This is a genomic window from Lacibacter sp. H375, from assembly GCF_037892425.1.
Taxonomy (GTDB): Bacteria; Bacteroidota; Bacteroidia; order Chitinophagales; family Chitinophagaceae; genus Lacibacter.
Map to the genome: position 1 here is coordinate 680,758 of NZ_JBBKTT010000001.1, position 22,976 is coordinate 703,733.

Here is a 22,976-nt window from a genome sequence, read left to right on the forward strand (position 1 = left end):
AAATTTGAGCGGCAAATTTAAATGAATTAACGCATGCGCTACAGGAAATTAAGAGCAGACAGGTTGTTTGATGGATATGGGTTCAGAAACGATGATGATATATTGGTTACAGATGAAGAAGGGGTTATTATTGATATTGTTACATCTGTTCATGCGGGTGACGATGTTGAACAACTGTCAGGGATTCTTTCACCCGGATTGATCAACTGCCATTGCCATCTGGAGTTAAGTCATTTGAAAAACATGATTCCTCCGCATACAGGTTTAATCGATTTTTTATGCTCTGTTGTAACAAAACGTGGGTTTGAAGCTGATAACATTGCGGCTGCTATTGCAGAAGCTGAGCAGGAAATGTTTAAAAACGGAACAGTTGCAGTTGGTGATATCGGCAATACTGCAGATACAGCTTTTGTAAAAAGTAGTAGCAAGATCCGCTGGCAGAATTTTGTGGAGGTGTTGGGATTTTATGATGCGAAAGCAGAAGAAAACATCAAGAATTATCAGGCAATAGCAAACGAGTTGAATAGTGTACTTCGTACTTCCAACTTCGCACATCGTACTTCTCTGGTTCCACATGCACCTTACAGTGTTTCTGCAAAAACATTTCAGCTGATCAACGAAGCAACTGCCGGACAGATCATTTCAATTCACAACCAGGAGAATCCCGCCGAAGATGAATTGTATAAAACAGGTAGTGGCGATTTTCTAAAACTGTTTCGTGTGTTTGGTATCGAGTCTTCACCATTTCCAATAACAGGAAAAAGTTCTATCAGTTCGTATTTACCTTTTTTCAATAATAGCCAAACGATTTTTCTGGTGCATAATACATTCATGCCAGAAGAAGATATTGTTTGGGCAAACGATTATGCTTCAGAAAATGGATTAAAAGTGATCTACTGTTTGTGCCCCAATGCTAATTTGTATATTGAAAACAAAGTGCCGCAGGTTTCTTTATTTCAAAAACATAATTGTGAGTTGGTGTTGGGAACAGATAGTTATAGCAGCAACTGGCAGTTAAGTATTGCAAAAGAAATACAAACCTTACTGCAACATACTTCTATATCCATTGAACAAGCTTTGCAAATGGCAACAATCAACGGTGCAAAAGCTTTGCAGTGGGATAATGAATTAGGAAGTTTTAAAAAGGGAAAAAAACCGGGTGTTGTAATACTTGCAGAAGACTTCAGCAGTTCAGAAAGGTTATTGTAACATTACCTCTCTCCTTCAATCTTGACTATGCACAGGAGTCATCACTCATTATTGATCACTCATCATTCATCTTCACGGTTCCATGATCTGCTGCAATACCGGTAACGTTTTCATCTTTGAAAAATCGGGCATATGAAACATGTAAAACACTTCAACTGCTTCAAGCAACTGACGGCGTTGCAGATAATTCATTGGAATTTCGGTTAACTCATTTGGCTGCATAGCTTTCAATAATTCGCTGATGAGTTTTGCAGATTCCCCTTCTATAAAATAAACGTGCTGCGGATAATGTTCGGCAAAACTTCCTTCCTGCAGATCGAAAATAGTATATCGTTCCGCATCTTCTGTATTCATTTGGAAACCGAAAAAATTAGTAAGATGCAACGAAAAGTACAAAGGGAAATTAGCAGTTACAGCAGACGATGCTTTATCTAATTGCATCAATGCTTCTTCAACAAAATAAAACAGATCAGGATTATTTTCGGGTTGCTTTACACATTTCTGTAACAGTTCCATCATGTAGAGCAGTACACTGTTTTTTATAACATCAGCAAACAACTCTTCATACAAATAACTCCATCGGAATTCCTTTATACGTTGAAGGTTTTTTACATCATGATGATAAACGATTAGCTCGAGAATAGCACCCGGTTGAAAATAATTGGCTTTAGCCCCGCCCTTCTTTGCGTTTGTTCTTACCCCTTGCACAATATAACTCTGCAATCCATACAATTCAGTATAGGCCGATACAATTAAACTTGTTTCGCCATACTTTACTGTTCGTAAAATAACTGCCTTTGTTTTATGGAGCACATTACTCAATCTTCACTTATTTTATAAATACGATCTTGCCTACTTGTTTCTCTGCACCAAATTCATCTTTTGCCAATACCATGTATACTCCGCTTGACACACGTTGGTTTCTATAATCTCTTCCATTCCAAATTGCCTGCCCACCCAATGATCTTGTTTGAAAAACTAACCGTCCATTTAACTCTACAATTTTTACAATAGAATTTTCCGGTAAGCCACGAATCCCAATGTTACCATTGTAACCCGGTGGCACAGGGCTAGGAAACACAATTACTTTATCTGGATTTTCGTTCACATCTGTTGCACCTGCACGATAGCTGCAAATACCATTGAAGGTTGAAAAATATACTTCACCGGTTTTTGGATCAATTGCAATACGAATGATTGCGTTACTCAACAACGGACTGTTTTCTGCAGTAAATCGTTCCAACACTTTTTCTCCATCAGCACTGATTAACCAAACACCATTGCGTGTGCCTACCCATTTGCGGTTGGCAGCATCAACAGCTATTGCCCGGACATCTTCATTCTCGAATAGAAATCCTGCAAAATTATCCTGTTGCACAACCGGCTGAAAAGCTTCACATCCGTTTGTTGTAAATACTTCACCAGGGCATTGAATAATTGCAATGCCTTTATCTGTGCCTAACCAGATAAAACCATCTTTATCCTTCACCATGCAGTTCACTGCATTACTTGGCAGGTTACCGCTGCCTCTTCCGGTTTGAAACCATTTCCAACGATCATCACCAGTGTTATCGATTGACGCTCCATGATTATAAACAAACAGTCCATTTCCCTGCGGCACTTGTATCCATTTCTGATCAGCATCATCAATCAATATTGCACCTACCATATTATCCTGAATTAAAAAAGGCACACGAAACTGTTGCCAGTTTCCGTCTGCTTTTTTTACTAAAAAATTATTAGAGCCGGCGAAATTGCTGACCCATAAATTATTGGCCGCATCAAAAGCCATACCTCCAACACGATAATTATTTGGGTCGCCAACAGCAACATTCAAAGGCGAATTCTGTTTGTAGATCTTGTATTGGGTGGCTGATTTAAATTCTACCAAACCACCACCAAATGATCCCGCATAAATTGTTTCATCTCGTGGATCAATAGCAATACTGATAACATCAAATACCGTATCCATAAAGGATAAATTAGTTCGATTGTAATCTTTCCATTCGTTACCATCAAACGTAAAAAAACCTGTACCGTTGAATTGATAATTCCATGCATCGTTAATACTTCCTCCGGCAACATATAATTTGTTGTTGAAGAAAGACATTTCGCCATCTAGCGGACCATAAGGTGAATTGATGGCATAACGTTCAAATAAACTGCCTTCGGCTTTCAACAATCCTTTTTCAAAATCGGCGATCCATATTTCTGTTCCACTTTTAACGGCATGAAATGGGTAACGCAGTTCGTTGTTATTCTGAACAGTTGCATTTACAACTCCGTTGGTATTCATTGATAATACCCGCCTCTCGTTCCATCCAAAACGTTCTTCGCTGATAAGAATAGCAGCATCACTTACATTCACCGATTCCCATCGCCAGGCATCGTTATAAATGGCTTGCCAATTGAGGCCATTGTTTACATAAATCGTATTGAAGTATTGAACAACAATTGCTGCGTTAATAGTGAATACCTGTTGTATTGCACCTACGGGTAAGCCATTTGTACCACTTACTGTTGTCCAGCTCCTGTAATCATTCAGGTTTGTTGCATTCTGATTTGCAACTTTCAATCCTTCTTCAGTAGCTGCATAAAAACGTGTTGCGTCAGCTGCAAAACCATTCACTTTTACATTTGATCCGTTGTTACCAATAATGAACGTATTGCTGATCTCGTACTTCTCCAGATCAACTACAATTACGCCAAGACCTGTGCTGAGGTAAGCTTTGTTGTTATAAAAGTTGATGTTGTAAATGGTTTTATCACCTGTAACAGTGCTACGGAGTATATCCGGGATATTTATTACATCATTCCGGTACAGCACGTCGAGGTTACTGTTGTTATAAGCGATGAGCAGTTTTTCGCCGGCAGTATAATAATTCAGCGTACGTATCCCCACATCATTCAATCCACTTACTTTACTTATCCTGGTAATTTCTCCATCTTCCCGCCCAACACTGTAAGCACCGAAGTTTGTTGCCACATACACCTTATCATTCGCCAAGGCCACACGTTTGCCCGAACGGTAGTCCATATGCTCACGCCATTGACCAATGGGTGCAAGTTGTGCCAGTGATTTTGAACAACAGACCAGTAAAAGAAAAAAATAAACAAGAGAATGCCTCATCGCTTTCAAATTTAACTGCTTTTCATTCAAGCACATCATTTGGCTGATTTTATGCACTCTTTCCCTGTGGCAAACCAATACAGGTAAGCAATCAAGCCAAATTTTATGCGTTTGTTCAGGCAGAATGGCGTTTCTTTGCGCTGCTTTATTTCAATAAAAACGTATCAGAATAGCATGTGGTATAATCTGGGTAAATGGGTGTTGCGTAACAGGCTTCCTTTAATTATTATTGTTCTCCTTTCAACTGCTGTCATGACTTTTTTTGCATCGAAAGTGCAGCGCAGTTATGATTTTGCAAAAGCTATTCCGCTCGATCATCCAAAATACTTAGAGTACGAAGCATTTAAACAGAAGTTTGGTGAAGATGGGAGTTTGCTGGTAGTTGGTTTTCAAAAGAGCGATTTATTCAAACTTGAATTCTTTCAATCGTTCACTTCCTTACAGAAAGAAATGAAAAAAGTAACGGGCGTTGAAGATGTGTTAAGCATCAGCGCTGCTGTTAACCTGGTGAAAGATTCCGCCACAGAAAAACTAAAGACCACACTTATTTTTCCTGAAACAATTCAGACACAGGAGCAATTAGACAGCTCCAAACAAATACTCTTGAACCTTCCTTTTTATAAAGGACTGTTTTATAACCCTGACAGCAATGTATACATGATCGCTGTGCGCCTTAACAAAGAAGTGTTGAATTCGAAAAAGAGAAATGCTTCCGTTGATGGTATTGTAAAACTTGTCACTGCCTTTGAAGAAAAGCAAAAAGTCACGTTGCATTTGAGTGGCTTGCCACATGTGCGTACTGTGATGAGCACCCGCATTGCCGAAGAGATGCAGTTTTTTCTGTTGGGTTCAGTATTGCTATCAGCCCTTATACTGCTGGTGTTTTTCCGTTCATTCAGTGCCATGTGGTTAAGTATGGCTGTGGTGGTGATTGGTGTTATCTGGAGCCTTGCAACAATTGTGTTCTTTGGCTATAAGATCACCATTTTAAATGCTTTAATCCCGCCATTGATGGTAGTGATCGGTATACCCAACTGTATTTATTTCCTCAATAAGTTTCATACAGAATATAAAAAGACGGGAGATAAACATCAGTCGCTTGTGAACATGATCGGACGCATGGGTATTGTTACTCTCTTCTGTAACATTGCTGCAGCTATTGGTTTCGCTGTGTTTGCATTAACCAAAAGCCAGATCCTGCGTGAGTTTGGTATTGTGGCAGGTATCAATATCATGGTGTTGTTTGTAATTTCTTTTACACTCATTCCAATTGTGTTGAGTTATTTACCACCGCCAAAGCAACGACATGTTCGTTATTTGGAAAACGAGCGTCTCAACCGCTGGCTCATGCGGATTGAAAGCTGGGTGTTCAATCATCCCAAATACATTTATACCGCAACCGCTGTGCTGATCATTGTTTCTGTTCTTGGCGTGATGCGTTTGAAAAGCGTTGGCTACATAGTTGATGATCTTCCGCAAAATGATAAACTTTATGTGGATCTGAAATTCTTTGAAAAACATTTCTCCGGTGTAATGCCTTTGGAAATTGTGGTTGATACAAAACGTAAACAAGGTGTAACACGAAATATAAAAAGTCTTACAAATATTGATTCCCTCGTTTATTATTTACAAAGTCGCCCTGAGATCGGAAAAGCATTGGCGGTAACTGAAGGTTTGAAATTTGCCCGTCAGGCTTATTACGACAGCGACAGTAATATGTACACGGTTCCCAATGAATTTGATCTTGCTTTTCTTGCACCTTATTTACGCATGAAAGGTGACAGCAGCAACAAGAACAACAATTTTGTAAAGCTCGTGGCCAATTTCATGGATAGCACCCAACAAAAAGCACGCATCAGTGTAAACATGGCTGACGTTGGCAGCGACAGCCTTCCGAAAATTCTTGCAGCCGTTCAACAAAAAGCAGAAGAGTTGTTTAACGGTGACAGTCTTGCATATGCAGGATTGATAAACAAAGGCGAAGTAAAACCAGCAGATATTGATTCATCAAAACTCAAACGTACTGCAGATATTCAACTCACAGGAACAAGTATCATCTTTGTTGAAGGCAGCCGCTTTATTATTAATGGATTGAAAGAAAGTATTTTCTGGGCATTCCTGTTGATTGCAATTTGTATGCTCTACCTCTTCCGTTCTTTCAGGATACTTGTTTGCTCTCTCATTCCTAATATCATTCCGTTGGTTATTACGGCTGGCGTGATGGGCTGGGTTGGCATTCCATTAAAACCGAGTACGGTATTAGTTTTCAGCGTTGCTTTGGGTATTGCCATTGATGTAACCATACGTTTCTTAATCAACTACAAACAGGAACTTCCTCTGCATAAACATGACGTTAAGGAAACGGTGAAACAAACCATTCGCCAAACCGGTATCAGTATTATTTATACTTCACTGGTATTGGTAGCCGGCTTTATTATTTTCTGTTTCTCCGGTTTTGGGGGTACTAAGGCACTGGGCTGGCTAACCTCACTTACCTTACTGGTTGCCATGATCACAAACCTTGTACTATTACCGGTTCTATTGATCACTACAAGTAAAAAAGTGACATACCGTTCATAAAAAAACATTGTAAAAAAGCAGCATCAGCGTAATTTTTCTGTCTTCCTTTAACAAATCTTAACATTAGCTGTTACATTTGACGTCTCCTTACGTAAAAAAGGCTCTAGCTGATTGATTGCACCCCCAATTTTGGATTTAACTTTCATTAATAAACCTAAATCGAGTATGAGAAAACTTGTAAGTATGACGTTCGTGCTATTACTCTGCATGATGCAGGCAGTTGCACAAGAAAAAACTGTTACAGGAAAAGTAACAGACGAAAAAGACGGCACACCATTATCTGGTGTTTCGGTGACAGTTAAAGGCTCCTCCATCGGGACAACTACCGCTGTTGACGGAACTTTTCGATTAAGTATCCCCTCTAGCGCAAGAACATTAGTATTTTCTTTTGTAAACTATGCCGCAGTTGAGATGAATGTGGCAAACAGAAGCACTTTTACCGTTTCTTTATCATCTACCGATAAAGATTTGCAGGAAGTAGTAGTAGTTGCTTATGGCACGAAAAAGAAAAGTGACCTTACAGGATCAGTTGCTACAGTAAAAGCCGCGGACATTGAGAACAAACCATTCAGCTCTGTAGACAAAATTCTTCAGGGCGGTGTACCAGGTTTGCAATCTGTTGCTGCTTCTGGTCAACCAGGTGCTGCGCAAAACATCCTCATTCGTGGGGCAAGTTCTATTACAGCAAGCACTGCTCCCCTTTGGGTTATTGACGGTATTCCTATTAACAGTGGCGATGCATCACGTTTACAAACAACTGCCAATTTGTTAAGCACATTAAACCCAAATGATATTGAGACTATCACAGTCTTAAAAGATGCGGCATCTCAATCAATTTATGGTAGTCGTGCGGCAAATGGAGTAATCCTTGTTACAACAAAAAAGGGTAAAGCAGGTAAAACTGTATTCCGTTTTGATACAGAATTTGGCGTAAACTCAGTGGCTTACGAGAATGATCGTTACCGCCCTCTTACTTCGGCAGAATACTTTACGATTACAACTGAAGGGTTGGTAAACGCAGGTGCAAGCCAGGCAACTATCAATAGTACATTAGCAGGCTTAGGTTTTGGTAATGGTAACGACTTTAACTGGAAAAAAGGTATCACAAACGAAAATGCTGCTCAACAACAATACAATCTTAGTGTGCAAGGTGGTAACGAACGTACGACGTTCTTCCTTTCTGGTGGTCATTTCATCCAGGAGGGAACTACTGTCAACTCTAAATTCAAGCGTACTACCGGCAACTTTAAGCTAACCCATAAGGCAACCGATAAGTTAACAATCATTGCAAACCTGAATGGTGGTTTTGTTAACCAACGTGCTCCTCTCGCTGGTGGTGCATTTGGTAATCCAGTGCTTTCGTCATTCTTCCTGTTACCATCAAGAAGTGCATATAACACTGATGGTACATGGAATTACAACCTTGGTGGTTTACATAACACTATTGCACTTACAGAACTCGACAAGCGTTTTCTCAGGGAAATAAGCATGAGGGGTGGTTTGAGCGCAGAATATAAAATTCTTAAAAACCTTCGCTTCAAAACCAGCTATGGCGGCGATCTCAACTTCCTCGAAGAAGATCAATATAACAATCCGTTCCATGGTGATGGTTTGGCATCAAATGGTCGTGCATTTTCATATTATACCCGTTATTACAACTGGGTTTGGACGAATACACTTGATTTAGATCAAAAAATTACACGCAACGGTGATCTATCATTAAATGCACAGATTGGTTATGAGAGTCAAAAGTCTAATGGCTATTTCTCGTCTTTGCAATCGCAGGATTACCCACCAACGTTGTTGTTAACTTATCCGGCAGCGGGTGCGAGACCAACTACTGCAAGCGCCACTATCTCTGATTATTCGTTCAATTCACAATTTGGATCGGTAGCATTAAACTACCAAGATCGCTTTGTTGTATCAGGAAGTTTGAGGAGAGATGGTTCTTCACGTTTCGGTGCAAAAAACAAATTTGGTGTTTTCTATTCAATAGGTGGTACATGGAATGTGGACAAAGAAGCATTTATGCAGAATGTGGAGTTTGTAAATCAGTTAAAACTCCGTGCATCTTATGGTGTTAACGGTAATGCTGGTATTGGTAACTACGACTGGTTGCCTTTATATGGTTATGGCGCTAACTACAACCAACAGCCTGGTAGCTTCCCTTCTAATGTGGGAGATTCCAGTTTGACATGGGAATTGAATAAACCATTTAACGTGGGTATTGATTTCAGTATCTTAAAGAATCGTGTAAGCGTAAGTGTTGACTACTACACACGTAAATCTGAAGATCTTTTGTTGAATGTACCATTGTCACGTACAACAGGTTTCTCGTCAGCTACCAGAAACATTGGTGAAATGGAGAATAAAGGTGTGGAAGTTGATATCAAAACAATTCCTGTTTTAACGAAAGATTTTACCTGGAATCTCGATTTGAATTTCGCACACAACCAAAATAGGATCACAAGTTTACCTGGTGGACAGGATATTGCTGATGGTAATTTCATTATTCGCCAAGGTGTTGCATACAGAACTTTCTTCCTGCGTGAATATGCAGGTGTAGATCCAGCAAATGGAGATCCTCTTTGGTACACAGACGCTACTCGTAAAACCACAACAAATGTTTATCCGGGTGCAGGCGCCCGTATTTTACAAGGGAATGCATTACCTAAATTCTTTGGTGGTTTAACCAACACGTTTACTTACAAAAACTTCTCACTTGATGTACAGTTGTACTACAACTTTGGGAACTTTGTATACGACACTTGGGGAAGCTATTATGTAGGTGCAGGTTTTGGTGCAACCTTCAATAAGGTTTCAAGAGTATTAAACCGTTGGCAGAAGCCTGGCGATGTTACGGACATCCCCAAATATATCTACAACGGAAATAAAAATTTCCAAGGCGGTTCTTCCTTCTATCTGAATAGCGGCGATTTCGTTCGTGTTCGTAATCTTCAGTTAGCTTATACGCTGCCAAAAACTGTTGTTTCAAAAATTAAATTGACAGGAGCGCAGTTTTATTTCAGAGGTACCAATCTGTTTACTTGGGTTAAAGACAAAAATCTGCCTTTCGATCCTGAACAAGGTACCGGCAGCGCAACCAACCTGCAGGTGTTTATTCCTAAAACAATTACTGCGGGCTTAAATATTACTTTCTAAAATTTAATATTCGATTTATTATGATACGATCAATAAAAAATAAACTGTTTTTGCTTCTTGTAGCTGCTGTCGCATTTACATCATGCAAAAAATCGTTTTTGGAACTTAACCCCCCAACCTCGTTAACGCCAGGGCAGGCATTAGCTACAGAAGCGGATTTGCAAGTTGCTTTAAGAGGCGCTTATGCTGGATTGCGTGGTGTAGATTATTTCGGACGCACTGTTCCAATTCTTGGCGATATTATGGCTGACAACACTTATCAGCATGCTGTTAATACCAATCGCTATACACTCTTTAACAACTACTCATTTGTTGTTACTGATGGTAATGCTTTGGGCCTATGGACAAGTGCTTATTCTGTCATTCTCCGTGCGAATAATATTATTAATTCGCCCGTAGCAAGTAACGCTAACGTCAATCAATACAAAGGTGAAGCATATGCACTGAGAGCGCTCTCATATTTTACATTGGTGCGCTATTTCAGCAAGCCTTTTACCGATGCTCCCGATAGTCACGGCGTACCTTTAGTTACGACTTATAATCCTGATGATAAACCAGGACGTGCTACTGTTGCCCAAGTATATGCTTTGATCTTAAGTGATCTTACGCAGGCTTATACATTAATGACCAAGTACACCAACTCGTCACAGTTCAGCAAATATGCTGCAAAAGGTTTGGAAGCAAAAGTTCATATGACAATGGGAACTAAGGCAGCGGCATTAACTGCGGCGTTAGATGTGATAAATAATGGTGGTTTTGGTTCTTTAACTGCAGCTAACCATGCCGCTTATTGGACAAGCCCTGCTATTAGAACTGACAAGCTTGAAACTTTATTTGAAGTTTCCTCTGATGCAGTAGGCAATCTTTCATTCGATGCTCTCTCGTATCTCTACAGTCAAGCAGGTAACTACGGCGACTTAGTTGTAGCCGATGATTTATATGCATTATTTGGTGCCGCTGATGTACGTAAAGCTTTGTACCCTGTTGTGCCGCGTCCAGCTGCCGGAGCCTCTATTCCTACTGTGAACAAATACCCTGCTATTACTGGTGATTTAAGTGAAACAAAAGTATTACGCTTAAGCGAAATGTATTTAATTGCCGCAGAAGCATCGTTACCTGCCAATGAAGTAAATGCATTGACTTATGTAAACTATATCACTAGTCGTCGTGGAGCTGATGCGATCGCATCAACCGGCAATCAATTATTTGAAGACATTATTACCGAAAGAAGAAAAGAACTTGCTTTTGAAGGTGACCGTTACATGGATTTACAGCGTTTGAAACGTACTGTTTCCCGTAGCACAAACTATCCAGCTGCAGCAAGAACTATTGACTACACAAATTTCAGAAGGATTTTGCCAATCCCACAATCTGAAACTGATGCAAACCCTACTATTAAAGCACAACAAAATTCAGGTTATAACTAATAATTTTTCCTGTATTGAATAAATAAAGCCGGTTTTAAACCGGCTTTATTTATTCTTTCCTATTTCTTCATTACTTAGTAGGCTACTATTATAAACATGAATTTATTGGCTAAATCAATTACTCTTACCTCAACACCTCTTCCAACTTCTTCTCCAAATCACTCCCTCTCAAATTATCTGCAATAATTTTTCCTGTTGGGTCAAGTAATACATTGTAAGGAATTCCATTGAAACCATACAAACCGACAGCTTCACTATCCCAGAATTTTAAATCGCTGATATGTGTCCAGGTAAGACCATCTTTTTTAATGGCTTCTAACCAGGCATCCTTCGTTTTATCTAACGAAACACCAAGTATCGTAAAGTTTTTATTCTTATATTTATTATAAGCTGCTACTACATTTGGATTTTCGCCACGACAAGGGCCACACCAGCTTGCCCAGAAATCAACCAACACATACTTACCTTTTAAACTACTCAATGAAAAATTATTTCCATTTACATCAGGCATGGTAATATCAGGAGCCATTGTACCAATAGCTGGTGTATTTTGTTTTGGTGCCTGTGGTGCTGAAGCTACACTTTCACGATATTGTTTCACTACGGTTTGAATACCTGTATGCTTCGGAAAACGCTTCAGCAAATTGTTATACATCGCTTCGTTTTCCGTTGCATCTGTTCCTGTATTGATCGATGTGGCGAACATACTTACCATCGGACTTTTGTCTTCCATGGCAACTTTTTTTACATAAGTTTTGAAAGCTGTAACCATGTTTGTCATAGCCGCTTGCTGCACATTACGAAGACTATCGCCCTGAATTACATTCTGCAATTCGTATTGCATGCTGCCCAGCTTTTGTTGTGTGGCTGAGAGTGAATCAACAAACTCACGTAAGCGTTCACTTGCAGGAGAACCTTTGTAACTCAACTTGCGGATATCATTCCAATCACCTGTAATGGTAATATCAGATTTGTCATTGATCACAAAAAACAATGGTCCGTTTTCAATCTGCGGGAAACGTAATTGCAACAATGATTCTTCTGCTGCTTTTCCTTTCAATGAGAATTTACCGCCGTTCAATGTAATACTATCCAACACCTGCGGTGGCATGTTATCGAATGATATTTGTTCAAGGTAAACAACAGTAGCCGGTGCATTCTTCACTTCACCACTTACCGTAAAATTTTTACTTCCATTGTTTTCACATGCTGCAGCCGAAAAGGCAATCAATGCAATGATTCCAATTTTTTTCATGTTCATTATTTAGTTCGCTAATTTTTCTGTTACTAATTGATTCAGCAGCTTTGGATCGGCTTTACCTTTTGATTTCTTCATCACTTCACCAACAAACAAACCAATCAACCCTTTCTTTCCTTTCTTATACTCGGTTACTTTCTCAGGCATATTGTTCAACACTTCATCGATCAACTTTTGCAACGCATCTTCATTACGTTCCTGGATTAGGTTCAACTGTTGTGCCAGTTCCAAGGCAGTTGTTCCATTGGATTGCAACATAGCAGGGAATAATTTCTGTGCTGCCATCGTATGACTCACTTTCCCATCTTCCACCAATTGAATGATCGATACAAGTTGTGCAGGTTTGATCGAAAGACTGCTGATCTCTTTTCCTTCTTCATTCAATACCGATTTCACCGGACCAAGCAACCAGTTGGCAATTTGCTTATATGATGTTGTTTCAGCTGCAGCAGCTTCAAAATAATCGGCCAGCTCTTTATCATCAGTTAACAATGCAGCATCATATTCAGGCAATGCATATTGTTGAATAAACCGTTGCTTCTTTTGTTCGCTCAGCTCAGGCAATGCCGCTTTAATAGCATTGATGAATTCATCTGTAATTACAAACGGGGGCAGATCAGGATCAGCCATGTAACGGTAATCATCTGCATCTTCTTTAGTACGGATAGCAAATGTTGTTTCTGTATCAGGATTAAAGCCTCTCGTTTGCTGAACGATCATTTCACCTTTTTCTTTCATGTCGATCATCCGCATTACTTCATGATCAATTGCTTTTTTCAGAAATCGTATCGAGTTGAGATTTTTGATCTCCACTTTTGTTCCAAGCTTCTTCTCTCCTTTCAAACGGATTGAAATATTTGCATCGCAACGCAAACTGCCTTCTTCCATATTACCATCACACACGTTTAATGTGCGAACAAGTTTACGTACCTCAGTAACATATGCTGCTGCTTCATCGCCACTATGCAGATCGGGTTCTGTTACAATTTCAATTAACGGTACACCTGCACGGTTATAGTCAACAACAGAATAATTTTCTTCCTGGTCGTGCATACTCTTGCCCGCATCTTCTTCCATGTGTATGCGGTTGAGTTGAATGTTCCGTTCTCCATCATCCGTTTTGATCTTCACAAACCCGCCAACACAAACAGGTGTGGTATGTTGCGATAGTTGATAGCCTTTCGGCAGATCGGGGTAGAAATAATGCTTGCGTGCAAAATAGTTTTTACGTTCAATTGCACAATTACAGGCAAGCCCCATACGCACTGCCAGTTCAATAGCTTCTTTATTCAACTTGGGTAATGTGCCGGGATGAGCCAATGTAATGGGACTGATGTGTGTGTTTGGTTCAGAACCAAAACCTGCACTATCGCCACAAAACAATTTGCTTTTGGTGAGCAATTGGGCATGTACTTCCAGTCCTATGACTGCTTCATATTTATCACTGTAATTCGACATAAAGTTTATTTTCAACTCTTTTTGCCTCGACTAGCCGATCGACAAAAAGCCAACCCTTCGACTACTCTATGGGTAGCCCTTGGTTTGGGTTGGCAAAAATACCCGTTTTACCCCGAAGCATCTGTGAGTAAGCTCACAAAAAAGTCCCCCGGTTGACCGGGGGACGAACTAAATCAGAATATTTATCGAAAACTTAGAGATCTGCCTTGTTGAGTTTCTTTGGGATCTTCACTTCAACGGTAACGGGTTTGCCTGCACGTAAAACTTTCACTGTCCAGAGGTTTTGCTCATTATTAGCACGCAATGCTTCTCGGGCTTCAGCCACATTTTTCACTGCTTTACCATTCACTTCTGTGATCACATCATCTTTCTGTAAACCGCTTTTTGCTGACGGTGAATCTGCTTCCACTTCCAATACTTTCACACCATTTCCTTCCTCTGTATCCTGGATGGTAGCGCCAAATTTTGGACGGCCACCTTGATAGATCCTGATCTGATCTTGCAAACCATGCAAACGTGGTTGCAGATGTTCGAAATTGAATTGTCCATCGCCAAAATGCATATCAGGCATCTTGAAGTTGAAGTTATGCATGCCCTCAGGTCCTTTGCTTTCGCCTAGTTTTGCTTTTGCTTTCTTCTCTCTTCCATCACGCAAATAAGTGATCTCCACTTCATCATTTGGTTTCTTTGCATGCACAGCTTCGCTGAGATCTGAAGGAGAGCCAATCTTCTTATCGCCTACTTTGGTAATTATGTCGCCTTTTTGCAATCCGGCTTTTTCAGCAGGAGTTTCTTTCTGTACCTCTTCAACCAATGCACCTTTATCGTGATCTTCCGTAACAACACCAAGGAAAGCAGCCGACTTCCAGTTCATTTCAAACTCTTTTAGGAAATGATCACCATTGAACTGCTCCCAGTTACCATCATGCTGGAATCGATAAGCACCACGAGGCGCTGTTACACGCACTTTAGGTGAACGGAAAACAAACTCATCGTCACCATCAAAACGATGAATGATGATATCTTTATCGCCTTTTTCCACCGGTTTGCCATTGACGGTTACTTTATCACCCTCAATAACAATAGTGGTCTTTTCTGTTTTATCACCTTTTTTACGGATGATTATCTGCTCTTTCTTTTCTTCTTTTTCCCTTTTTTCTTTTTTATCCTGAGCCGATGCAGAAAGGGTAAGCAATTGGGTAGCGGCTACAAATGCGCAAGCATACACTGAAATACGTTTCATATAAATAAGGTTTTATTAGTTGACAGGGCTAATGTACGAACATTTTCTTATTTACGAATTATTTCGGAGATTTTCTGATTTTTTAACATTTTGGCTGACAGACTCCTAAAATAGAACCGCCGTAACTGGAAGCTACGGCGGTTAATAACTAAGATGTGGAACTCTTCGTGATGTTAAACACTATAATAATCCTTTCACTTTTTCAATTACCTGTTGCAAATTGCTTGCATCCTGTCCACCGGCTGTTGCCAATGTTTTTTGACCGCCACCACCACCTTTGATTAGAGGTGCAATATGTTCTTTAATGATCTTACCGGCATCAAGATCTTTTGCAGCAGCTACAGTATCGCTGATACCAACAGCTACAAATGGTTTCCCATCGATGTTGGCACAAAGCACAGCCACATAATCGTTGAGATTTGTTTTGAGATCGAAACAGATCTTCTTCAGCGCATCTGCATTGCTTACCTCAACAATATCTCCAATGAAAGTGATATTGTTGATGATCTCATCTTTCTGCAAGAGTTCATTACGCAGCACTACGAGTTGACGTGCTTCCAGTTTTTCCAGTTTCTTTTTCAGTTCATTGTTTTCTGATTGCAGGTTTTCAATTGACTTGCTGAGGTCTTTCGGATTTTTTAATAAGCCCCGAATTGCATGAATTGACTCGAATTCTTTATTCACGAATTGTTCTGCTGCAAAACCTGTAAACGCTTCAACACGACGAACACCTGCTGCGACTGCTCCTTCAGATGTTATTTTAAAAAATCCAAGTTCTCCTGTTGAACCAACATGTGTACCACCGCATAATTCAACGGAATATTTTTCATCCATAATGACCACACGCACTACATCTGCATATTTCTCACCAAACAGAGCCGTAGCACCAAATGCAATGGCTTCCTCTTTCGGCATTTCTTTTATTACAACTGGAATATTTGCTCTGATCTTTTCATTCACCAATGCTTCAACCTTTGCAATTTCTTCATCGGTCATTTTTGCAAAATGCGAAAAATCAAAGCGCAGGTATTCCTCATTTACCAAACTACCTTTCTGTGCCACGTGTGTGCCCAATACTTTACGCAATGCAGCGTGCATTAAGTGAGTAGCCGAATGATGTACAGCAATTTTCTTTCTACGCTCAGCATCAACTTTTGCAGATACCACTGCCGACATATTCATCGGTAACTGATCAATGAAATGAATGATAAGATCATTTTCTTTCTTTGTATCTGTTACAATTGCTACTTCTCCATCAAAACTCAATTCACCTGTATCACCCACCTGGCCGCCACTTTCTGCATAGAAAGGTGTTTTTTCCAAAACGATTTGAAAAGATGTTTTTCCTTTGATGTTCACCTTGCGGTATTTCACCACTTTACTGTTTGCTTCGGTGGTAGTGTATCCAACAAATTCAACCGCATTGTTTGGTACAACTTCAAACCAGTCTTCTGTATCAATGGTTGTTGCTGCACGGCTACGTTCCTTCTGTTCATTCAATGCAGCTTCAAAACCTTTCTCATCAATGGTTAAATTATTTTCACCAGCGATCAATCGTGTAAGATCAATCGGGAAACCATATGTATCAAATAATTCAAATGCTGCTTTACCATCAATGGTTGAACCCTTCGCATCATTTACAATATCATCAATACGCCTCAATCCTTTTTCCAATGTGCGTAAGAATGCATCTTCTTCTTCCTTCACTACTTTCTGCACAAAACTTTCCTGTGCCTTCAGCTCAGAAAACACTTTTTCGAATTGTGTTGCCAATACAGGCACGAGTTGATGTAACAACGGTTGCTTATAACCGAGATAAGAATAATAATAACGAACAGCTCTTCTTAAAATCCTGCGGATAACATAACCTGCCCCGGTATTACTTGGCAATTGACCATCAGCAATGGTGAAACAAATAGCACGGATATGATCGGCCAATACACGGAAGGCAACGCTTTCCTTATCATCGCCTGCTGTATATTTTTTGCCAACGATCGTTTCAACTGCAGCAATAGTGCTGGTGAAAATATCTGTATCGTAATTGCTTTGTTTGTTTTGTAATACACGGGTTAAACGTTCGAAACCCATTCCTGTATCAACATGCTTCGCAGGCAATGGCTCAAGTGAACCATCTTTCAAACGATTGAATTGAATGAATACATTGTTCCATATTTCGATCACTTGCGGATGATCATTGTTCACCAATGTTTTTCCATCAACCAGTTTGCGTTCTTCATCTGTTCTGCAATCAACATGAATTTCAGTACAAGGGCCGCATGGTCCGGTATCACCCATCTCCCAGAAATTATCTTTCTTGTTACCTAACAAAATCCTGTCTTCGGCAATTACTTTCTTCCATTCATTCCATGCTTCTTCATCTTTAGGTATATTCTCTTTCTCATCACCTTCAAATACGGTTACGTATAAACGATCTTTTGGAATGCCATACACATCTGCCAACAGTTCCCAGCTCCATGCAATGGCTTCTTTCTTGAAATAATCACCAAAGCTCCAGTTGCCAAGCATTTCAAACATGGTGTGGTGATAGGTGTCAACACCTACTTCTTCCAGATCGTTATGTTTCCCGCTCACACGCAAACATTTTTGCGTATCGGCCACACGGGTATGCTCGGGTTTCCGGTTGCCGAGAAAATAATCCTTAAACTGGTTCATCCCTGCATTGGTAAACAATAATGTAGGATCATTCTTCACCACTATCGGTGCCGAGGGAACGATTTGGTGCTTTTTAGAAGCAAAAAAATCTAAGTATTTCTGTCTTATTTCAGCGGCAGTCATCATATTCATCCCGTGTTTGGATTGATTTTTGAGGAGTGATACACCTATATTTGTAAAACCCCTTTTTAATGGGTAGCAAAGGTACGCCAAACCTATGACCACCTGATTGCTTATATGAAGAAAGTAAAGTATTTCTACAATACAAATACGCTCCGGTATGAGAAACTGGTGACGCCCCTGCGGGTAAAACTGCTGCGGGTGTTTAGTTTTTTGGCGGCTGTTACAGTGGCTGGTTTTCTTTTTATGCAGATCTCCTATCGCTATTTCCCTTCGGCTAACGAGCAACGGTTGCGGAATGAAAATAACCGGATCAGGGATAGTTACAGCATTTTGAGTGGCGAGATCAAACGGATGAACCAGGAACTTCGTGAAATTGAGAAGCGTGATAACCAGGTGTACCGCTCAATTTTTGAAGCAAGCCCCATTCCTGATAGTGCCAGGGCTAAAATGATGGAAAAACAGGCGGAAGATCGTTTGATCGCCAGCCTTAGTGAAGATGAACTTAACACAACCATTCTTCAACAGATCAACACACTCCGCAGCCGGATCTACGCACAAAACATTTCGTTCAATGCAATTGACGGCATGATCAAAAACAAAGAAGCGTTATTGGCTGCTACTCCCGCTATTCAACCCGTGAGTAATAAAGAATTATCAAGATTAGCGTCAGGTTTTGGTTACCGTATCGATCCTGTTTATAAAACCACAAAATTTCATGCGGGTCTCGATTTTGCTGCACCACAAGGCACGCCTATCTATGCAACTGCCGATGGTACGGTAACTCTTGCGGGTAATACAGCAAATGGATATGGCAATCATGTGGTGATCAATCATGGCTATGGTTATGAAACATTGTATGGTCATATGGTGCGTGTGAAGGCAAGAAGAGGACAACGTATCCGTCGTGGTGAAGTGATAGGTTGGGTGGGCAGTACCGGAAAAAGTACCGGACCTCACCTGCATTACGAAGTACACAAAAATGGTCGAGACTTGGATCCGATCTATTTCTTTTATAATGATCTTACTCCTGAGCAATTCGATCGTATGCTTAAGATAGCGGCAACGGGTAATCAGAGTTTTGATTAGTGAATAGTTGATAGTTCATGGTTCATAGAAAAATCATAAACTACCATGAACTATAAACCATGAACCATGAGCTATCGGCTGAATCGTTACTTTTGCTGAAACAACTTACAACTGGCAACACCTGCACAAATAGCATTTGAATTTGATGAACCGCCAAAGTCGGCGCCAAGGCGTGGACGTAAGCCATTGAACAAACCTCCCAAGCCTAAGCAAAAGCGTGGCCGCAAGAGTTTGAAAGATATGGGTGATGAGGCGGAGTTTGTTGAATTACCATCGGATGAAGTGTTGGGTAAAAAATTGTATTACAGTATTGGTGAAGTGTGTGATCTGTTTCAGATCAATCCATCTTCTATCCGTTATTGGGAAACAGAATTTACTTTCCTGAAGCCACGTAAGAATAAAAAAGGTGATCGCTTCTTTAATGCAACCGAAGTAAAAAAAGTTCATCTTATTTACTACCTGCTGCGTTATAAAAAATATACCATTGAAGCAGCCAAAGATTATTTAAAACAACATAAAAATGATTCAGAAACGGAGGTAAGGTTTGAACTGGTGAAGAGTTTACAACAGATCAAACAATTCCTCTTGGCACTAAAAGCCGACCTGTAAAACTATTCGTGCAACGAAACAATTCAATATGAAATTCTTAGCAATCGCATTTCTCTTTTTATCTCTCAACAGTTATTCACAAGTACAGTACGAAGTTTCTAAAGATCCGCAGAACGGATTGAAAACATTGAAAGGCATTTTAAGCCGTGAGTTATTACTGAACGATGCTGAATTTGCATGGATGAAAAATGATATCAGCTGGTACAAACCAAATACTGATTGTGTTACAAATCTTACAGCAGTAAAAGATACTATACAGTTGCTGGTGTTTGTTGGAACATGGTGCGAAGATTCACAAATTGTATTTCCGCAACTGTTGAAAATGCTCGACCAGGTTGGGTTTAATATGAAACGTTTAACTGTAATTGGTATCGATCGACAAAAAACAACTTTGGGTTCACTCACGCAGGCACTGGGTGTTAGCAAAGCACCCACAATTATGGTGTTGAAAGGCGGAAAAGAAGTTGGCCGTGTAGAAGAGTTTGGTAAATATGGAATTTACGACAAGGAACTGGCCGAGGTATTAGCGAAGGCAAAATAAATTCATCTGAAATCTCCTAATAGAAATGCAATCAGTTAACTGGTTGCATTTTTTTATGACTCCGGTTTCCACATTTTTTTTGTAAGGAAGTATTCAAAATTCAATTTCTCCGGTTCACCATGATAAGCAACAGAAATTTCTTTTTGCTTCACCGCACCAATTCTTCCGATGGCAATTTGTGAACGTGTATTGTTAGCACCAATATGAAAAAGAATCTTATCGACATATTGAAATGCATGATCGATCATTAATGTTTTCATTGCCGGGTTATAAGCCTTGCCCCAAAACTTCCGTGCAATAAACGTATAACCGATGAGCAAAGAACTTTCAGTTTCATTATAGTCATAAAAGCGTGAACTGCCTGCTACTCCACCGGTCAACTTATCAATAAGCAACAAAGCTCCTTTTGACTCCATGGCTCCTTCAAAATAGGTTTGAAATACTTCCCTTTTGTATCGGTCTTTGTTGGGATGCTGTTCCCATATCAAAGGATCTGATGCCACTGCATATAATCGTTCAAAATCATTTTGCTGCAATGGTTGCAACAGGATCAGTTCATTTTCTAGAACAGGTTGTAAGTTGATCATCGTTTTACGGTTGGTTGCCTGTGAACTCAATGCCAAGTCCTTCCATCATCCGCAGGATATTTAAATTGATGGTTTGTTTAATCTCCTGGAAGAGTGCAAACTCAATGGTTTGTGTAAAATAGTCAACCTGAAGAATAAGTGATTTTGAACCAAGCTCGTTCAGTACAACTGTGCTGTTTTCAATTTCTTCCTGTTGCTGCAATAGCATTTCAATCTTACCGATCAGGTCGTCGATTTGTTTGGCTGTAGTTTTCACATTTAACTCAAGACGTATCTCTGCTTTGCGTTGTGTGCGAAGCGTAAGGTTGTCAAGAATGCTATCCACCATTTTCTTGTTGGGCATTGTTAAGAACGTCTTTTGTTCTGTTCTGATGCGTGTGCTACGTAAGCCGATCTTTTCAACAGTACCTGTTACACCTTCTACTTTTACAAGATCACCTAAAGTAAATGGCTTATCAAAGAAGATGATGAATGATGCAATAAGGTTTTCAAGACTTTCTCTTGTAGCGAGTGCAACAGCTGCAGTAACAATACTCAGCCCTGTAATAAGACTTGAAATGTCGAAGTTGAAAACAAACTTCGAAAACATGATAATGCCGATAATAATGGCAACCACTTTAAAAAAATCCCGGAAAAAAACAACCAGTTGATTATCGCTCTGGTCGGGTGTTTGATCAGCCTTTGCCTTAAACACCAGTGCAATAAAATCAATGAACCTGCGCAACAGTCGTATGAAGAACACAACAAGTATTGCTTTACCGGTTGCTTCAATAATTTCTTTTGAGGTGATCTTATACAACTCAACATCAAGCACCGATGGAAAGTTGAGTTTATGAAACGAGAAGATAACCACCATCCACACCACAAACCACTCCATTGGTATCAACACCAATGCAATAAACTGTTGGCGGGTAACATATTTTTTTGCTCCCGGAAAAAAACCATACAGAAGCCCACACAAGAATCTTGATACAATTCCTTTCAATAAAAACATCGCCAGCAGAATACCAGCGATCCATAAATAACTGATGAGCGGGTTATCGAATACAAGCGTTTGCAAAAATTCAGGCATATGCAAAAATAATGTTCGGCAGATTTAATTGCGGTTAAAATGTGTAATGCAGAATTGCTCCGTTCTGCAACAGGTAAAAGTGGCCGGGCCTGATCACCGCTTTTTCCCTCACCTGTAAAAACGCAGGCAGGGTTAATTTCTTTTCGGTGAGTGTACCGGTTGTATAAGCCAGTAATTGCGGGCCATCAATACCGACAATTGTTTTACCAAATATGGCAAGATCAGTAAGTCCTTTATAAGATATTTTGTTTTTAAATGAACCATAAATATCAAATACATAAATTCCTTTTTCAGGGTCGTAGAGATACACAAAACCATCCTGGTCGAAAATATGTGTTGGGTTGGGCACTTCATCGAAGATGATTCGGAAATCAACTGTCTCACTCAGCACCTTTCCATCTTCACCAATTTTTTTGAGTTTGCTTACCTGTTCATCATACACCCAAATATTGTTATCATAACTCTGTGCAATTGCTTTTGCCTGGAAAATGTCTTGCTTGCGCAAATCAATGGTATTAACGCTGTTTAAAAAACGATCAAGCACAACTACCGTTGCAAAGCTTTTATAATAAAGCAATACTTTCAACGGATTGGTTGCATCAATGGAATAAAGTTTGCCATACCTGCGCACATCATTGAACACACCCATTGAATCACCATTTGCATTCAGTTTCTTAAGCTGATTGTTTTTTGAAAGCAGGTAATAGTTGCCGAGATTATCAATGCTGAAATCGATGTATTCACCTTCCACCGTTTTTACTTCTGTAAACACAGCATTTTGCGCAACACAAAAGTTTGCCAAGAGAAAACAGGTTATG

16 protein-coding genes are annotated in these 22,976 nt (G+C 39.9%); 7 read left to right on the top strand and 9 right to left on the bottom strand.

Annotation, left to right across the window (positions count from 1 at the left end):
• Positions 1-33 precede the first annotated feature (33 nt).
• On the top strand, positions 34-1,209 hold the full coding sequence (locus WG954_RS03020; RefSeq protein WP_340433531.1) for an amidohydrolase family protein: 1,176 nt from the start codon (positions 34-36) through the stop codon (positions 1,207-1,209).
• Positions 1,210-1,281: 72 nt separating this feature from the next.
• On the opposite strand, the gene recO is transcribed toward WG954_RS03020, so the two are convergent.
• Positions 1,282-2,022, bottom strand: coding sequence for a DNA repair protein RecO (gene recO / locus WG954_RS03025; protein WP_340438902.1), 741 nt, complete (start codon positions 2,020-2,022; stop codon positions 1,282-1,284).
• Between the two features lie 16 nt (positions 2,023-2,038).
• Positions 2,039-4,339, bottom strand: coding sequence for a type IX secretion system anionic LPS delivery protein PorZ (gene porZ, locus WG954_RS03030; RefSeq protein ID WP_340433532.1), 2,301 nt, complete (start codon positions 4,337-4,339; stop codon positions 2,039-2,041).
• A 174-nt stretch (positions 4,340-4,513) separates the two neighbouring features.
• Between porZ and WG954_RS03035 the strand changes: the two genes are divergently transcribed.
• The 3 genes from WG954_RS03035 to WG954_RS03045 all read left to right on the top strand — a co-directional run bounded on the left by WG954_RS03035 (position 4,514) and on the right by WG954_RS03045 (position 11,508).
• Positions 4,514-6,919 carry an efflux RND transporter permease subunit gene (locus WG954_RS03035; protein ID WP_340433534.1) on the top strand — a complete coding sequence of 802 codons (2,406 nt, stop codon included), beginning with the start codon at positions 4,514-4,516 and terminating at the stop codon, positions 6,917-6,919.
• A 165-nt stretch (positions 6,920-7,084) separates the two neighbouring features.
• Positions 7,085-10,081, top strand: a complete 2,997-nt coding sequence (locus WG954_RS03040) for a SusC/RagA family TonB-linked outer membrane protein (protein ID WP_340433537.1) — start codon at positions 7,085-7,087, stop codon at positions 10,079-10,081.
• A 20-nt stretch (positions 10,082-10,101) separates the two neighbouring features.
• Positions 10,102-11,508, top strand: coding sequence for a RagB/SusD family nutrient uptake outer membrane protein (locus tag WG954_RS03045; RefSeq protein WP_340433541.1), 1,407 nt, complete (start codon positions 10,102-10,104; stop codon positions 11,506-11,508).
• Between the two features lie 124 nt (positions 11,509-11,632).
• Here WG954_RS03045 and WG954_RS03050 read toward each other — a convergent pair whose 3' ends face one another.
• The 4 genes from WG954_RS03050 to alaS all read right to left on the bottom strand — a co-directional run bounded on the left by WG954_RS03050 (position 11,633) and on the right by alaS (position 18,266).
• Complete coding sequence (locus WG954_RS03050; protein WP_340433543.1) at positions 11,633-12,763, bottom strand: redoxin domain-containing protein; 1,131 nt, start codon at positions 12,761-12,763, stop codon at positions 11,633-11,635.
• Positions 12,764-12,772: 9 nt separating this feature from the next.
• The gene (gatB, locus tag WG954_RS03055; protein ID WP_340433546.1) at positions 12,773-14,224 is read right to left on the bottom strand and encodes an Asp-tRNA(Asn)/Glu-tRNA(Gln) amidotransferase subunit GatB; all 1,452 of its coding nucleotides are present in this window, start codon (positions 14,222-14,224) and stop codon (positions 12,773-12,775) included.
• A 193-nt stretch (positions 14,225-14,417) separates the two neighbouring features.
• Entirely contained in the window at positions 14,418-15,467 is a 1,050-nt protein-coding gene (locus WG954_RS03060) for a PDZ domain-containing protein (RefSeq protein ID WP_340433549.1), read from the bottom strand.
• 180 nt (positions 15,468-15,647) lie between these two features.
• Complete coding sequence (gene alaS / locus WG954_RS03065; protein WP_340433551.1) at positions 15,648-18,266, bottom strand: alanine--tRNA ligase; 2,619 nt, start codon at positions 18,264-18,266, stop codon at positions 15,648-15,650.
• A gap of 111 nt (positions 18,267-18,377) precedes the next feature.
• Here alaS and WG954_RS03070 point away from each other — a divergent pair, with 111 nt between their 5' ends.
• The 3 genes from WG954_RS03070 to WG954_RS03080 all read left to right on the top strand — a co-directional run bounded on the left by WG954_RS03070 (position 18,378) and on the right by WG954_RS03080 (position 20,499).
• Positions 18,378-19,349 carry a M23 family metallopeptidase gene (locus tag WG954_RS03070; protein WP_340433553.1) on the top strand — a complete coding sequence of 324 codons (972 nt, stop codon included), beginning with the start codon at positions 18,378-18,380 and terminating at the stop codon, positions 19,347-19,349.
• Positions 19,350-19,535: 186 nt separating this feature from the next.
• Complete coding sequence (locus tag WG954_RS03075; protein WP_340433556.1) at positions 19,536-19,958, top strand: MerR family transcriptional regulator; 423 nt, start codon at positions 19,536-19,538, stop codon at positions 19,956-19,958.
• Positions 19,959-19,986: 28 nt separating this feature from the next.
• Positions 19,987-20,499, top strand: coding sequence for a YbbN family protein (locus WG954_RS03080; RefSeq protein ID WP_340433558.1), 513 nt, complete (start codon positions 19,987-19,989; stop codon positions 20,497-20,499).
• A 53-nt stretch (positions 20,500-20,552) separates the two neighbouring features.
• Here the strand turns inward: WG954_RS03080 and WG954_RS03085 are convergent, their stop codons facing one another.
• Genes WG954_RS03085 through WG954_RS03095 form a run of 3 tightly spaced genes read right to left on the bottom strand, consistent with a single transcriptional unit; the run spans position 20,553 to position 22,960 of the window.
• On the bottom strand, positions 20,553-21,086 hold the full coding sequence (locus WG954_RS03085) for a GNAT family N-acetyltransferase (protein WP_340433561.1): 534 nt from the start codon (positions 21,084-21,086) through the stop codon (positions 20,553-20,555).
• 4 nt (positions 21,087-21,090) lie between these two features.
• Positions 21,091-22,158: a mechanosensitive ion channel family protein gene (locus WG954_RS03090; protein WP_340433563.1), complete on the bottom strand. Its 1,068-nt coding sequence runs from the start codon at positions 22,156-22,158 to the stop codon at positions 21,091-21,093.
• A 34-nt stretch (positions 22,159-22,192) separates the two neighbouring features.
• On the bottom strand, positions 22,193-22,960 hold the full coding sequence (locus tag WG954_RS03095; protein WP_340433564.1) for a hypothetical protein: 768 nt from the start codon (positions 22,958-22,960) through the stop codon (positions 22,193-22,195).
• Between the last annotated feature and the right edge of the window lie 16 nt (positions 22,961-22,976).